Raw genomic sequence first — 15,266 nt, forward strand, 5'->3', positions numbered from 1 at the left:
ATGAATATCTTCAATGACCTTCGTTTTTCTCTTTTGGGATATCTCTCAGCTGGCGTTAAATGTCGTTGTCCTCGATGTGGGAAGGGGAATCTTTATGAAGGATTTCTGAAACTAAACCGATCTTGCTTGATATGTTCATTAAGTTTTGAAAAAAGAGATGTAGGTGATGGACCAACCGTATTTATTATGATGGGCCTTGGTTGTTTTGTTTTGGGGAGCGCTCTTTTTGTTGAACTGCATTATTTCCCTCCAATGTGGATTCATATCTTGCTGTGGCTGCCTTTGATTTTCTCAACTGGTATTCCTGCTATTCGCATAGTGAAAGGCATATTGATTACACTTCAATATAATTATGATGCATCCGAAGGTCATATTGAGGAAGATCACTAGGTTATGTTCCGCAATATTTGTTTTCTCTTTCTAGGCATTAGCTTATTAAGTTCACTCGGTTTTTGGCAATTAGAACGTCTAGATTGGAAAGAGACCCTGATAGAGCGTGTGAATATGGCCACTAGAGAGATTCCTTTAACCATAGATGATATCAATAAATCGTTAAAAAATGGGACTGATATTGAATTCAAATCAATACAGGCATTTGGTAAGTTTCTTCATGATCGGGAGCAACACTTTTTTACTACTTATAAAGGCAAAGTAGGGTTTGATCTCTATACACCTCTTGAAATGAATGGAGGGGAAATTCTCTTTGTTAACCGGGGTTTCGTTCCGAACTCATTTAAGCCAATCAGTAAAAGAGCTGACAGTTTCTTGTCGGGTCCAATTTCGATTCAGGGCTTTGCTCGTTCTGCGTCAAGAATAAAACCAAATTATTTTGTACCGGATAACAATATAAAGAAAAATATCTTTTATTGGAAATCATTAAAACAGATGTCTGAACGTGCCTTTCCTGAAGGTAAGGTTCTAGTTTTGCCTTATTTTTTGGATTCTGGTCTTGAACCCATTTCTGGAGGATTGCCGATCCCTGCCGTTAGTACCATAGTATTGAATAATAGACATCTTCAGTATGCGATCACGTGGTTTGGACTAGCAATCGTGCTGTTTTATGTGGGGAGCTTCTTTATATCAAAGAACATTTTGACTTCCAGGAATTAAGACATGGACCTAGATTTGAAAAGATTATTGTCACATTATAAACGTGAGAAAAAAGCGCAGTTATTCTTGTGTAAACCGAGAGGCTTTTGTGCTGGAGTTGAACGTGCTATTCAGATTGTAGTCTTGTCTATTAAGAAATATGGTAAACCTGTCTATGTCTGTCATGAGATTGTCCATAATCGTTATGTTGTCAAAGGACTGGAGGAGATTGGAGCGATCTTCGTGGAAAAGATAGAGGAAATTCCACCTACCCGTCAACCTATCATTTTCTCAGCTCATGGTGTTCCCAGATCCGTTTTACAATTCGCTCAGAAACGAAATTTATTTTTTCTTGACGCAACATGCCCACTTGTCTCAAAGGTTCACAAGCAGGCAATTCTACATAGAAAACGGGGTCGCCATATTTTTCTTATAGGTCATGCAGGCCATCCAGAAGTCATTGGTACGATGGGTCAAGTACCAGAAGGATCTGTAACATTAATCCAAACGCTTTGTGATGTGGATAAACTTAAAAAAAGTCATAGTATGGAGTTTGGTTATGTAACTCAAACAACACTTTCGATAGATGATACAGATGATATCATTAAACATCTGAGAAAAAAAATACCTCATATTGTTGCACCATCTGTGGAATCAATTTGCTATGCAACAACCAATCGTCAATTAGCAGTTAAGATGGCAGCACCCCATACTGATCTCTTTCTTATCGTTGGTGCACCAAATTCATCGAATTCAAAAAGACTCGTTGAAGTCGCCACTCGGTATGGAGCAAAGTATACAGCTCTTATTCAAAGCGTAGAAGATATACCATGGAAGGTGATTCAAGATATATATAGTCCTTCAATAGGAGTATCGGCTGGGGCATCAGCACCTGAAATTATCGTTTTTCAAGTTATTGAGGCCTTTCAATCGAGATTTAAGTTATCGATTATCCCTTCAGGAACGAAAGAAGAAAATGAGCATTTTACAGTTATGAAAGATTTGATAGATATGCCACTTGAGCGAGAGGATATGGCGTTTTTTAATGGTAGCATGTAGCATAGAAGCAGAAATAGGAAATCAATGGCCGTCTACACAAAGGTAGAAGAAGAAACACTAGCGCAATTCTTGAAAAATTACAATCTCGGTAAGACTCATTCTATTAAGGGAATAGTAAAGGGGGTAGAAAATACAAACTACTTACTAAAATCGGATTCAGGAAAGTTTATTCTGACTCTTTATGAGAAAAGAGTCAATGAAGATGACCTCCCATTTTTTATCGGATTGATGGAACATTTATCGCAGAATGGATTCTCCTGCCCAACCCCCATTCGTAATAGAAAGGGGATGGTTTTGGGTAAGTTAGAAAAAAAAACGGCTGCTATTATGAGTTTTGTAGAGGGAATTGAAGTAAAGCGTCCAAAAGAAGGCCATTGCTATTCAGCCGGCCAGACCATGGCTAGGTTACATTTGGCAGCAGCCAATTTTCAGATGAGGAGAACCAATTCTTTTGATCTTAAAAGGCTAGAACTAATAATGGCCACAAGAGATCAAATGTCCTCTGTCGAAGAAAGCTTGCAAGAATTGATCGATGACGAATTAAAGTATCTTCAAAAGAATTGGCCAAAGTCAATACCAAGTGGCGTCATTCATGCAGATATGTTTAAGGATAATACCCTTTTTTTAAATGGAAAAATTTCTGGCGTCATTGATTTTTATTTTGCATGCAATGATTTTCTTGCTTATGATGTAGCCATAGCCCTTAATTCTTGGTGTTTTGATAATAATTTTCGATTTTTACCAGGTCTATCCAATTCTTTTATAAGCGGTTATAACACTATTCGTCCAATGACAGTACAAGAAATACAATCTCTTCCTATTCTTGTTCGAGGGGCTGCTCTTCGCTTCTTATTGACACGACTCAGAGACTGGTTGGATGTGCAAAAGGATCGATTAGTTGTATTACACAATCCTGAAGCATTCATCTCTCGGCTAATATTCTGGCGTCAGTCTCATTTGATTTGAATCAGATAGAGATCTATTTGATAATTATGACTTATGAAGATATCGATATTTGGACAGATGGTGCCTGTTCAAGAAATCCTGGACCTGGAGGCTGGGGAGTGCTTATTAAATTTCACAACAGTGAGAAAGAATTATGTGGTGGTGCATTTAACACCACTAATAACCGTATGGAATTACAGGCAGCGATTGAGGCACTGATAGCTTTAAATCAGCCTTGCAACGTTTGTCTTCATACGGACTCTCAGTACTTAAAGGATGGAATAACAAATTGGATTCATGTTTGGAAGAAAAATAGTTGGAAAACATCAGCAAAAAAGATAGTCAAAAATGCAGACCTATGGTCTGCTCTTGACGATGCTACGTCAAGACATATTATTCGTTGGTGTTGGGTGAGGGGTCATGCAGGACAAGAAGAAAACAGTCGCGCCGACGGCCTTGCCCAACAAGGGATGAAACCTTATAAAGATGGTGGTTGGCAGTATTCTTCTTTTTTTGAAAAAGAAGGGACTGAATAGTTTTTGTTTAGCTTTTTTTCATCATCTCTTAACAATTAGGGAAGATTTAGAAAATGATCGAATCTGTTTTTCAGGTTCATTGAAAAATTCTCTTTCTTTTAAGGATCGGTGATTTGTATTGTGTCTATGTATGTCATGCCTTGAAAAGCATCCAGTAACCCTCTAATGAATGATATCTGGATAAGAGCGAATGATTATAATGATGGACTCTATTTGTTCTCATTATTTTCTGATCCGGTTATTTTGAAAACTAACTCAAGAGTTTTGGGTACGATTAACCGTGTGTAGAAAAACTAACGATGGATATTATGAGTTTGTTGGGAAGTGTCTCATTGCAATGCCAGGGATTCAGGACTGTCGGTTTGATCGTTCCGTCATCCTTATTTGTTCTCATTCCAAAGATGGCAGTATGGGCTTTGTTCTCAATCATCCAGTAGAAAAATCAGCTTTTAGAAGTATCCTTCAAGAATTGAAGAGTTACGTTGATCCTATCATAAAACAGAAGGATATACAAATATTTAGAGGTGGACCTGTCGAACAAGGTCGTGCCTTTGTCCTTCATAGTCTCGATTACAGCAGTATCAATACTGCCACAGTCGGCAGTATTTGTGGTGTCACCTGTACGCTTGATGCTTTAAAATGGCTAACTAATAAAAAATCTCACGCACGATCTTTTTTAGCATTTGGTTATGCTGCATGGTCATCCGGTCAGTTAGAGAGGGAGATAACAGAAAATTATTGGTTAACTGTTGAAGCAACATCTATACTCGTCTTTGATACTCCTTATTCAAATCGTTATAATAAAGCTCTAGGTATGTTGGGTGTCAGAGAAGCGACTTTATCGTCAATAATCGGTCATGCTTGAGATTAGTTATTTCCACTTAAGGGAAATGAATCGACGGTCTTCTCTATTGCGTTATTGCATCCGTATGAATTGATGAATCCCTTTCCTCCTTAAGGTAGGAGGTAGGACGAAATGTTTCGATACGATCACCTCCCCTTTTCTTAGCTTGAAATGTTGCAATTTCCGCATCCCTAATCATATATTCTGGTGAGGAATAGTTAAGGGACCAACTCACTAATCCAATTGAAGCAGTTACATGAATGTATTCATTACAAAATTCTATCGGTCTTTTGAGTGTTTTTCTCACAGATTCAGCAAAAGATACAATGAGGTCAGGATCATTCTCAGATAGCAAGATCAGGGCAAATTGATCTCCACTAAGTCGAGCAAGAGAATCTTGCGATTGTAATAAACGCGTCAGTCGCTGTGCAATGATCAAAAAGATAGAATTTCTTGTTGATAGAATCAAGGATTCATTAATTTTAGAGACCTGATCTATCTCAATGAGAAGGAGAGACGGTCTTACAATCACGTTTGAAGTAGCAATCGCTATCATACTTTGAAGCCGGTCTAAAAAGAGTTTACGATTAGGAAGACCCGTCAGATTATCGTGAACAGCTTGTTGCAAGAGCCTTTCTTGAGAAATTCGATCTTCAGTAACGTCAGTAATAATACCCATGCATCGAATCACTTCACCACTATCATTGAAAACCGGTCTTGCTCGAATATTCAACCAGTGATATATTCCCCCATGGGACCGAATCCGAAAATCATGAGAGATTTTACTATCACGATCGTAAAGCACTCGATCCAATGCAGTCTTGAAGGGAGTTCTGTCATCAGGGTGTAATCGCAGGATCCAATGACTCAGTGAACCGTTCAATCCCCTTGAGTTAAGTCCAAGCGACACTAGAATATGAGGTCCTGTATATATTTTATTTCTATAAACATCCCAGTCCCATATGCTATCGCCAGATCCTATAAACGCAAGAGCTTGACGTTCCAGATCAGAAAGCAATCTTTGAGTCATTTGACCTCCCCTGACAGCATGTTGCATAACAGTGAATGAGATTAACAACATGATCAGAACCAGTCCCCCAATGAGAGCCGGATGAACAAGATCATTGTTGATCATTCCGTTGATAAGCATAAATGCAGCGATGAGCCATGTTGTCATCAACAACCAGGCAGGAATCAACATGATCGCACGATCAAATTTGTATAAGCTGAAAATCAATATCGTAAAAAAACCGAAAATAACCGTGGTAGCAATTGATATACGAGCCAGACCTACAGCTTCTGATGGTGCAAATATAGCTAATGCAGATAGTCCTGTCAGACCTAATAACCATATTAATATTAAGGAATAAGAGTGTTTATTCCATTGATTCAAATGTAGATAAGTATAGAGAAAAATGATGAGGCCTGTGGAGAAAAAGATAACTGTTTCTGCACGCCAAATATTCTGCTCATCTGGAGTCATCAAGAAAATTTTGCTTAGAAATCCAAAATCCATGCAAACATAGGCCAATACAGACCAAGCTAACGTAGCTGTTCCCAGAAAGATAGGAGAACCCTTGATAACAAAAATCAGGGTTAGAAATAATGCAAGTAAAGCTGAGATCCCTAATACAATACCTGCGTATAAAGTGAAGCTATTAATAGCGTTTTTATAGGCTTCTGGTTCCCACAGAATCAATTGGGTAATCTTAGGATCAGAAAGCTCTGCTACAAAAGTAATCACCGAGCCAGGATCAAGTGTGATTTCAAAAATATCGGCCTCTTCGCTTGCTTGTCGTTTAAGCGAGAAGCCTTCGGATGGGATGACAGAACGAATATGCTGTTTTCCTAGATCTGGCCAAATGAAGCCAGATGATGCAAGCCGAAAATACGGTGAAACAAGAAGACGATCTATCTTCTCAACCGAATTATTAGCAAGAGCAAAAACTATCCAGTGTTTAGATCCCGCACTTGAAAGTATTTCAATACGATTGACGATCCCTTCTGCGTTAGGAGCCGTTGTAACCTGAATATTTCCTTCCTTGTGAAAACGGAGCTTATAGCTATTGGATAGATCAATGGCTTTTTTATCCAGTCTAACGTCAATGGCTTCTAGCGCAATGGCAGGATGAATCAAAAAAATAAGCACGATTACGGTAATTAGCACAATCGTAATCTGCCTATTCATCAATATTGGAAAATTACAATTCAGCATCTTTATAAAGTTATGCTCATTGATAGATTAAAGATGCAGGTAAACAGCAGACTGAATACATTTTTTGATTAAAGAGAGAGGTTTGAAAATAAAATGGAGTCCTGTGATGCATCACTCTTGGTTCGCATCTGGACACCAAACGCAATGCCCCAAAGGATCGCTATTGTCATTAGAACTGCGATTGACTGATGATTTACCTTCTTATCCCCAATAGTCTTGCTATTGTTAGCCATCTTCAATTCACTTATCCTTTAGGTGATATCGCACCTCCTGTAGATAAGGATAGTGCGACGAAAAGACTAGTAAAATAGGATATGCTAGATAAATTTTAAAGCAATGTAATTCTCTGAAGTTAGCCGAGAATCATAATCGACTGCTATTGTCAACTTTATAATAGATTTATCTTCTTAAGATACTATCCAATATATATATCAGGAGGACAAGAGAGAACTCTATGATAGGGTGCTTTCATGAGTCTCTGAATTTCTCCAAAATCGATAATATTTTTGATTATCGATTCTGAAAATACGAGAGCGATGATAACAAAGAACGCCACAATGAAAGAGATGATCACTAAAAAGAAAAGAATTGATGGTCAAGTGATTGCTAGAGATGTTATATCTAGCATTCAATCAGAAACAAAAAAACTGATTCAAGAGACTCATGTAACTCCGGGGCTTGCTGTTATTCTTGTTGGAGAAAACCCTGCGAGTTTAATTTATGTAGCTTCTAAAAGCCAAAAAGCGAACGATTGCGGGTTTCATTCGATACAGCGTACCCTGCCTGCAGATTCTACAGAAGAAGAAGTGCTCAATCACATTAGAAAACTGAATGATGATCAAACGATCCACGGTATTCTTGTTCAATTGCCCCTCCCAGATCATATCAATGAAAAAACCGTAATACAGACGGTCGCAGCAGAAAAAGATGTTGACGGGTTTCATCCTCTCAATGTGGGAAAATTAGGGAGAGGAGATCTTTCTTCAACTTTCATTCCCTGTACACCTGCTGGAGTGATGCTCCTTATCCGTCGATTTTTAGGAGACGATTTGTCTGGTTTGAATGCAATTGTTATTGGGCGTTCCAATATTGTTGGGAAACCAATGGCTCATCTATTACTGAATGCGAATTGTACGGTTACCATCGCCCACAGTCAGACTAATAATTTGTCGAAGTTAACACGGATCACTGATATTGTGGTTGTAGCTGTGGGACAACCACAAATGGTAAAAAGGGATTGGATTAAACCTGGAGCCATGGTTATTGATGTGGGTATTAACCGTATTGTAACCTCTGAGCATGGTGAGAGGAAGTTCCGTCTCATAGGTGATGTTGATTATGAAGGAGCGCTTGTAAACGCAGCATATGTAACGCCAGTACCTGGTGGTGTTGGCCCTATGACTGTCGCTTTACTTATGGCTAATACACTTGCATCTGCTTGCCGGTTTGCAGGATACAAAATTCCTAAATTTTGATAATCCGAGGGATAAATGGCATCAGAAACAAATAAAAGACATTTTGCGTTTCTAGTCATAGATCAGTTTTCAATGTTCTGTCTAGCTGCTGCAATAGATTCTCTAAGATCTGCAAACTGCATGGCTCGCATTGATTATTATAACTGGAGCACAATATCTTTGGATGGTAAACCCGTATATGGTTCAAATAACATTCTAATTTCAGCGGATTATTCGCTCGATGAATTACCAGAATGTGATATTTTGTTCGTTTGTGCAGGAAAAAATCTCAAAATTCCTGGCCACAATCACCTCCTTGCCAAATTGAGAGAACACGCCCGACAAGGAGGGTCACTAGGGGCTCTGTCTATAGGTAGTTATATTTTAGCTCAAGCAGGAGTTTTAAATGGTTATGAGTGCACAATTCACTGGGAAAATCGAGCTGCCTTTCAAGAAAGGTTTCCCAATGTATGTTGTACAGGAAATGTATTTGAGATTGATCGCAATCGTTATACTTCAGCAGGAGGTACAACATCGATTGACCTGATGTTGCAAATTATCAAAGATGATTGTGGTGAGGTTATCGCTAATGAAGTTGCTAATCAGTTTCAGCATGAACGCATTCGTACTGATCAAGACCGCCAAAGAGTGGGATCAGAACGGAATCTAATTGGAAAATCACAAAAGCTGCAAAAAGCTGTGGAATTGATGGCAGAATATGTTGAAGAGCCCTTATCTGCACTAGAAATTGCTAGACGTGTAAGACTTTCATTGCGTCAGGTAGAACGTTTATTCTTACGCCATCTCTCGTGCACACCAGGGCGCTACTATATGAGTATCCGATTGGATCGTTCACGTGAATTACTCAGGCATACTGATTTATCAATATTGGATGTTGCCTTATCAACTGGTTTTACATCTCATTCCTATTTTGCACAAAGCTATCGTGCACATTTTGGGTTCTCTCCGTCAGAGGACCGTCGTGCTTGTCATGAGGATATTTCGAGTGATCATTTATTATAGATGGAGGATATTTTAATAGAACTCTTTCTCCAAGATGATAGATAAGATCTGGGATCAGAAATTGTGAGTCTCCTCTCCTCAGTTATTAGCTAAAACGATTCATTTCAACAGATGCTTTAATTTGATCTACAAATTCACTTTTTGAAGAGACTAGTTGCAGGCGTTAGAGATGAGTTAGAGTCTATGAGACAATCATATGATGAAGTTCGATCTTCGATATAAATTTTTAATTATTGCATTGGTTTCGATTGATCAACTGAGTAAATGGGTAGTAGAAACTCATTTGCTCTTTCGTGATAAAGTTGATGTCTTTCCATTTCTAGCACTATTTCGGACGCACAATAAAGGGATTGCGTTCTCAATGTTGTCATCAATGGATCGTATACTGTTGATAGGCCTAATATTTCTGATTATTTTATTTTTACTGAATTTATGGGAGAATTTTCGAATCAATAACCATTTTTCCCATTTCGGTTTTGCTATCCTCATTTCAGGAGCTATCGGTAACTTAATCGATCGTTTGATGCGAGGTCACGTGGTAGATTTCCTTCTTTTTTATACTGAAAACTGGGCTTTCCCCGTATTCAACGCAGCGGATTCTTTTATCACTCTTGGTGCTATAGCTGTCATTCTTGATAAAATAGTTTTTAACCCTAACGAGAAACGGAGGAGTGAAAAAATCTAAAAACAAGTGAATCCTTTATATAGATATAGCATTTTTAAAAGAGGAACCTATGATTAATAATCAGTTATGATTCTCTATAAAGATGATTTTTAAATGATTTTACTGAATAAAATTTATACAAAAACGGGTGATGATGGGACTACAGCACTTGTCGATGGTTCTCGTGTTAAAAAAAATGATGTTCGGGTAGAGGCGTATGGAACTGTTGATGAAACAAATGCCTCTATAGGGATATTACGGCTTTATACGCAGAACCAATATCCAGTCATCGATACTATGCTCAGTCGGATACAAAATGATCTCTTTGATTTAGGTGCAGATCTAGCAAATCCTGAAGCAGGAGAGAACACTGACTCTGAGGCTTTGCAGGTTATCGAGAGTCAAGTAGCTAGGCTAGAGTCAGAAATTGATCAACTCAATTCTGGTCTTACTCCTTTGCATTCATTTGTATTGCCCGGCGGGGGATCTGCTGCCGCACATTTTCATCTGAGTCGAACGATTGCTCGCCGAGCGGAGCGTTTGATAGTTCAAATGGCTCAAGACTCTCAACAAAACCTGAATCCCTTTGTTATTCAGTATATGAATCGAGTCTCAGATTTTTTGTTTGTTGCAGCACGGGTTGTCAATCATCATGGTGATGATGATGTCCTCTGGGTACCCGGTAAAAATAGGTAAAGTTGGTATAATTTTTGAGTATTAAGATGGGTTAATTTTATATCGTATATCAAAAAATGAGCACGCAAAATTTAATTTATGTTGATATCTCTACCTTTATGTCCATCCTTCCTATTGTAAAACTTCCTGATCCTATTTTGCGTGTTCATTCAAAGCCAATTGAACGTGTTGATGATGATTTGGGCGATTTTCTTGATTCTATGTTAGAAACTATGTACGACGCGACTGGAATCGGTCTTGCAGCTGTTCAGGTTGGTCAACCAATAAGGATTTTTACGGTTGACTGTTCTCAACAGTCTTGTGAGGATCAAGAAAATAATGCTCATCAGGAAAAACAACCCATAATTCTGATTAATCCAGAAATACTTCATTGCACGGAAGAACCAAGTGTCCATGATGAGGGTTGTTTATCAATACCCAACTACTATGCGCATGTTGCACGCCCTTCTAGATGTACTGTCAAATATCTCGATAGAGATGGTAAAGAACAACGCCTGAACGCTGAAGGAATCTTATCAACCTGCATTCAGCATGAATTAGACCATTTAAATGGTATTCTTTTTATTGACTATCTTTCAAAATTAAAGAGAGATACGGTGCTTAAGAAATTTACAAAAATTTCAAAACAGAACGGGACATGTTTTATTGGTTAATTAGTATTTCAGTCTATTAGTGCATGGCGTTACGTGTCATCTTCATGGGATCTCCGAATTTTTCAGTTCCCTCTCTAGAAGCGATTATAGGGGCAGGGCATACACTCTCTTCCTGCTATACTTGTCCTCCTCGTTCTGCAGGTCGTCGTGGATTAGTCTTGAAAAAGTCATCGATTCATCAATTAGCTATTGAGCGTGGCATTGAAGTGAGAACTCCGACTTCCTTTAATGCGAAGGAGGAGCATGAAATATTTAAGAAATTCAATGCTGATGTTGCTATCGTGGTGGCCTATGGCATGCTTTTGCCGACTTCAATCCTTCAGATAACTAAGCTTGGCTGTTATAACGCACATGCTTCGCTTTTGCCGAGATGGCGAGGGGCAGCGCCTATTCAGCGAGCCATCATGGATGGCGATGAGTATACCGGGATGACAATTATAAAAATGAATGGAGGATTAGATACAGGACCTATTGCTCTCACTGAAAAAATATCAATTAATGAGCAAATTACATCAGGCGGTCTTCACGATAGGCTTGCAGAGATGAGTGCAAGTTTGATAGTAAGAGCTCTCAAAAAGTTAGAGCAAGGGGATCTATTTTTAACATCTCAGCCTCACACTGGGGTTACCTATGCGAAAAAAATCAGTAAAAATGAAACCCGTATCAACTGGGACCAGCCTAACTACATATGCCATCGACAAATTATGGGGCTCTCGCCTTTTCCAGGGGCATGGTGCGAAATGAAGATTAATAACAAGCCAACTCGTGTTAAGATTCTTCGTTCTCAACCTGTCGAATATGAATCAAATTCTCCTGGTATCGCCATTATCGATGATGAACTCTTAGTTTCTTGCCGTAGAGGGGCCGTTCGATTGCTCTATATTCAAAAAACAGGATCGAAAGTAATCAAAGGAAGTGATTTTTTGCTAGGAAATTCTTTAGATCCAGAAATAAACTGATATGAATATGAAGCGCTATAGATTTAAGATCGAATATAATGGAACTCCCTTTTGTGGCTGGCAACGTCAAACAAATCTGACGTCCGTTCAAGGTGAGATTGAAGCTGCTTTGACAAAAATTGGTGAATTGAATGCAATTGTTCACGGTGCAGGACGTACTGATGCCGGTGTACATGCAACTGGTCAGATTGCTCATACTGATCTCCAAAAGAGATGGCAGTCTTTTCGACTTATGGAAGCTCTCAATGCAAATCTCAGGCAGTCAGGTATAGCGATCCTGTCATGCGAAGGAGCAAATAATGAGTTTCATGCACGATTTTCTGCAATCAAGAGGCGTTATATCTACCGGATTATCCAAAGGCGAGCTCCGCTGACAGTTGATAGTGGTTTGGCTTGGAATGTAAGAACCTACCTTGATCTAACAGCCATGAAGGAGGCCGCTAAACTATTAATTGGTAACCATGATTTTACCACGTTTCGGTCAACAGAGTGTCAAGTAACGTCTCCAGTTAAAACATTGGATACACTCGATGTCAATGCGGTGGCTGATTCAGAAAAAATGATCGTTATAATATCAACGACTGCTCGCTCTTATCTTCATAAACAGGTTCGATCTCTTGTAGGCTGTTTGAAATATGTAGGTGAGGGTAAATGGACATCAGAGAATCTTCAAGAAGCACTCATAGCACGGAACCGAAAAGCCTGTGCACCCATAGCACCTGCCTGTGGTCTTTATTTAACAGAGGTTTATTATGAATAGCTTTAGGAGGCCACCTCTTTTGTAGCTATGATTTTCTAGATATCGGAGAGGGAATCTCATTATCTTTTGAGCCTTGTAGCGACCTGAGTTCACAAGACACACATCAAGAAAAGAAGTGGATACCAGAGATTTTGGAGAGATTGAATAATTTTGAACGAGCTATAAACAAGAAGCTTGATTCTTTTCTGACTGAATCTAATCAGAATTTTGAAATTTTCCGTCCTCATAAGTTAGTCTCTGCAATGCGCCATGCCGTTTTTAATGGTGGAAAACGATTACGTCCCTATTTGATGGTGGAAATTGCTTCCTTTCTAGGTGCAAATAAAAAAAGTGTATTTCAGACTGCCTGTGCTCTGGAATGTCTGCATTGCTATTCGCTTGTGCATGATGATTTGCCTGCGATGGATAACGATGATCTACGGCGTGGAAAGCTTACTGTGCACAGAAAATTTGATGAAGCAACTGCTATTCTGACTGGTGATGCACTCTTGACTCTATCTTTCGATCTGATTGCTTCAGATCAAGAAAACCTTAACTCTGATATGCGTGTTGAACTGACTATGCTATTAGCACGTGCTGCTGGTTTAGGTGGAATGGTAGGAGGTCAAATCTTAGATCTTGAAGCAGAAGGCAGAACGCTGAATCAAAATCAAATTCATCAATTTCAGTCGATGAAAACAGGTACCCTGATCCGATTTGCCTGTGAAGCTGGCGCAATTATAGGTCAGGCTAATAAAAATGAGCGTGCAGCGTTAGTAAAATACGGAGAGATAATAGGTCTTGCTTTCCAATTGTCAGATGACTTATTGGATGTCCTCTCTACAGAGGAAAATTTAGGAAAAGCAGTTTCAAAAGATCATCAAAGAGGAAAGAAAACGATAGTTTCATTAATGAAACTTGAGTCCGCTCAAAAGCAGATGAAAAATCTAATTAGTCAGGCTAACGATCAGTTGAAAAATTTTGGCGAGCGGGCGAGAGTTTTGAATGAAATTTCGCAATTTATTGGTGAACGAAAAGCCTAACCTAATGTTGATTATTGTATGAAGAGTCGACAGATCCGTTAATATTTTGTAAGTGATAGAGAATATAATATTTGTTTTTCTCAAAAATGAGGTTGTGAACAGGGAGATGCCGATCAGTTATCTTTATGATTGTTTGATTGCTGGAGGTAGTTATATTGGCTTATCGGTTGCCATCGCTGTCAAGGCATCTGCTCCACATATGAAGATATGCCTTGTTGATTCAGCCCCCGAAGAAGCTATTTGTCATGACGAGCGTGCATCTGCCATTGCAGTTTCCGCATCACGCATGCTAAATCAACTAGGTATATGGCGTTTAGTCAAGGATGAGGCCCAATCGATCCGTGAAATGATTGTGACAGATAGTAGAACAGATGACCCTATTCGTCCAATTTTTTTGACATTTGGTAGATCAAAACCCACTGAAATTTTTGCCTATATGGTACCTAATCGTTCTCTTATCATGGCTTTACGTAATAGAGTCAGGGAGTTAGAGATTGAGACAATTCATGATGATAAAGTTCACTCGTTTACAACTTCTGATCTAACGGCCTGTATCACTTTGAAATCAGGCAATCAACTTCATACTAGATTGTTGATTGCTGCTGATGGTGTGAATTCATCTTTGCGTGAACAGTCGTCTATACGCGTGGTTCGTTGGGATTATAATCAAACGGCAATCGTAACAACCATAACCCATGAAAGAGACCATAATGGGCGAGCAGAAGAGCATTTATTGCCTGGGGGTCCGTTTGCTATGCTCCCGTTAAGAGATAATCGTACTTCTCTGGTTTGGAGTGAACCAACATTGGCTGCAAAAGAGCTTTTAGCGTCTGATAAAGAAACATTTTCACGAGTCCTCCAGAATCGCTTGGGTCATAAGCTTGGTCCTATATATGTTGACAGTCCCCATAAAGGATTTCCAATTACTTTGACATTGGCGAGAGAATTTGTTCGGCATCGTTTTGTTCTGGTTGGGGATGCTGCCCATGTAATTCATCCAATCGCGGGTCAGGGTCTGAATCTTGGTTTTAAAGATGTGTCAGCACTAGCAAAAACGATTGTTGAGGCCGAAAGGTTGAATTTAGATATAGGTTTACTCACTATTTTAGAACATTATCAGAGATCTCGACGTTTTGATACCGTTAAAATGAGCATTATGACGGACATGCTCAATAGGCTCTTTTCAAACGACCATAGCCTTCTCAGATTTGTTCGTATGATAGGATTAGGTATCGTTGACCGGACTCCAACCTTAAAACAATTCTTTATCAATCAGGCATCGAGCTAAACACAATCCTTCTTAACGGTCAAGTAATTTGAAGTTTGTTCGGTTAAGTTCTCGTTCTG

17 protein-coding genes are annotated in these 15,266 nt (G+C 39.0%); 15 read left to right on the forward strand and 2 right to left on the reverse strand.

From position 1 onward, the window contains the following. From AAGD37_RS02840 to AAGD37_RS02865, 6 genes are all read left to right on the forward strand, one after another. The gene (locus AAGD37_RS02840) at window positions 1-390 is read left to right on the forward strand and encodes a DUF983 domain-containing protein (protein ID WP_341760061.1); all 390 of its coding nucleotides are present in this window, start codon (window positions 1-3) and stop codon (window positions 388-390) included. Between the two features lie 3 nt (window positions 391-393). Further along, a complete protein-coding gene (locus AAGD37_RS02845; RefSeq protein WP_341760062.1) occupies window positions 394-1,110 on the forward strand; it encodes an SURF1 family protein in 717 nt (238 codons plus the stop codon). 3 nt (window positions 1,111-1,113) lie between these two features. Next, window positions 1,114-2,148: a 4-hydroxy-3-methylbut-2-enyl diphosphate reductase gene (ispH, locus tag AAGD37_RS02850; protein WP_341760063.1), complete on the forward strand. Its 1,035-nt coding sequence runs from the start codon at window positions 1,114-1,116 to the stop codon at window positions 2,146-2,148. A gap of 24 nt (window positions 2,149-2,172) precedes the next feature. Then, window positions 2,173-3,114: a homoserine kinase gene (gene thrB / locus AAGD37_RS02855; RefSeq protein ID WP_341760064.1), complete on the forward strand. Its 942-nt coding sequence runs from the start codon at window positions 2,173-2,175 to the stop codon at window positions 3,112-3,114. A gap of 26 nt (window positions 3,115-3,140) precedes the next feature. Further along, a complete protein-coding gene (gene rnhA / locus AAGD37_RS02860; RefSeq protein WP_341760065.1) occupies window positions 3,141-3,629 on the forward strand; it encodes a ribonuclease HI in 489 nt (162 codons plus the stop codon). A 280-nt stretch (window positions 3,630-3,909) separates the two neighbouring features. Then, window positions 3,910-4,494 carry a YqgE/AlgH family protein gene (locus AAGD37_RS02865; RefSeq protein WP_341760066.1) on the forward strand — a complete coding sequence of 195 codons (585 nt, stop codon included), beginning with the start codon at window positions 3,910-3,912 and terminating at the stop codon, window positions 4,492-4,494. A 43-nt stretch (window positions 4,495-4,537) separates the two neighbouring features. On the opposite strand, the gene AAGD37_RS02870 is transcribed toward AAGD37_RS02865, so the two are convergent. Together AAGD37_RS02870 and AAGD37_RS02875 are read right to left on the reverse strand one after the other, a co-directional pair. Then, window positions 4,538-6,688, reverse strand: coding sequence for a diguanylate cyclase domain-containing protein (locus AAGD37_RS02870; protein ID WP_341760067.1), 2,151 nt, complete (start codon window positions 6,686-6,688; stop codon window positions 4,538-4,540). Window positions 6,689-6,756: 68 nt separating this feature from the next. After that, the gene (locus AAGD37_RS02875) at window positions 6,757-6,921 is read right to left on the reverse strand and encodes a hypothetical protein (protein ID WP_341760068.1); all 165 of its coding nucleotides are present in this window, start codon (window positions 6,919-6,921) and stop codon (window positions 6,757-6,759) included. A gap of 333 nt (window positions 6,922-7,254) precedes the next feature. Between AAGD37_RS02875 and folD the strand changes: the two genes are divergently transcribed. From folD to AAGD37_RS02920, 9 genes are all read left to right on the forward strand, one after another. Beyond that, window positions 7,255-8,163 (forward strand): bifunctional methylenetetrahydrofolate dehydrogenase/methenyltetrahydrofolate cyclohydrolase FolD, encoded by a 909-nt coding sequence (gene folD, locus AAGD37_RS02880; protein ID WP_341760662.1) that lies wholly within the window; start codon window positions 7,255-7,257, stop codon window positions 8,161-8,163. Window positions 8,164-8,178: 15 nt separating this feature from the next. Next, window positions 8,179-9,165 carry a GlxA family transcriptional regulator gene (locus tag AAGD37_RS02885; protein ID WP_341760069.1) on the forward strand — a complete coding sequence of 329 codons (987 nt, stop codon included), beginning with the start codon at window positions 8,179-8,181 and terminating at the stop codon, window positions 9,163-9,165. A gap of 196 nt (window positions 9,166-9,361) precedes the next feature. Next, window positions 9,362-9,850, forward strand: coding sequence for a signal peptidase II (lspA, locus tag AAGD37_RS02890; RefSeq protein WP_341760070.1), 489 nt, complete (start codon window positions 9,362-9,364; stop codon window positions 9,848-9,850). A gap of 93 nt (window positions 9,851-9,943) precedes the next feature. Further along, window positions 9,944-10,525: a cob(I)yrinic acid a,c-diamide adenosyltransferase gene (locus AAGD37_RS02895; protein WP_341760071.1), complete on the forward strand. Its 582-nt coding sequence runs from the start codon at window positions 9,944-9,946 to the stop codon at window positions 10,523-10,525. 98 nt (window positions 10,526-10,623) lie between these two features. Continuing rightward, window positions 10,624-11,178: a peptide deformylase gene (gene def, locus AAGD37_RS02900; RefSeq protein ID WP_341760663.1), complete on the forward strand. Its 555-nt coding sequence runs from the start codon at window positions 10,624-10,626 to the stop codon at window positions 11,176-11,178. A 23-nt stretch (window positions 11,179-11,201) separates the two neighbouring features. Beyond that, window positions 11,202-12,137, forward strand: coding sequence for a methionyl-tRNA formyltransferase (gene fmt, locus AAGD37_RS02905; protein ID WP_341760072.1), 936 nt, complete (start codon window positions 11,202-11,204; stop codon window positions 12,135-12,137). 7 nt (window positions 12,138-12,144) lie between these two features. Next, window positions 12,145-12,897 (forward strand): tRNA pseudouridine(38-40) synthase TruA, encoded by a 753-nt coding sequence (gene truA, locus AAGD37_RS02910; RefSeq protein ID WP_341760664.1) that lies wholly within the window; start codon window positions 12,145-12,147, stop codon window positions 12,895-12,897. A 128-nt stretch (window positions 12,898-13,025) separates the two neighbouring features. Continuing rightward, window positions 13,026-13,919 (forward strand): polyprenyl synthetase family protein, encoded by an 894-nt coding sequence (locus AAGD37_RS02915; RefSeq protein ID WP_424945461.1) that lies wholly within the window; start codon window positions 13,026-13,028, stop codon window positions 13,917-13,919. 106 nt (window positions 13,920-14,025) lie between these two features. Next, window positions 14,026-15,207 carry an FAD-dependent monooxygenase gene (locus AAGD37_RS02920; protein ID WP_341760074.1) on the forward strand — a complete coding sequence of 394 codons (1,182 nt, stop codon included), beginning with the start codon at window positions 14,026-14,028 and terminating at the stop codon, window positions 15,205-15,207. Window positions 15,208-15,266 lie beyond the last annotated feature (59 nt).

The organism is Candidatus Endowatersipora endosymbiont of Watersipora subatra (assembly GCF_964026585.1).
Classification (GTDB): domain Bacteria; phylum Pseudomonadota; class Alphaproteobacteria; order Rhizobiales; family Rhizobiaceae; genus Pseudahrensia.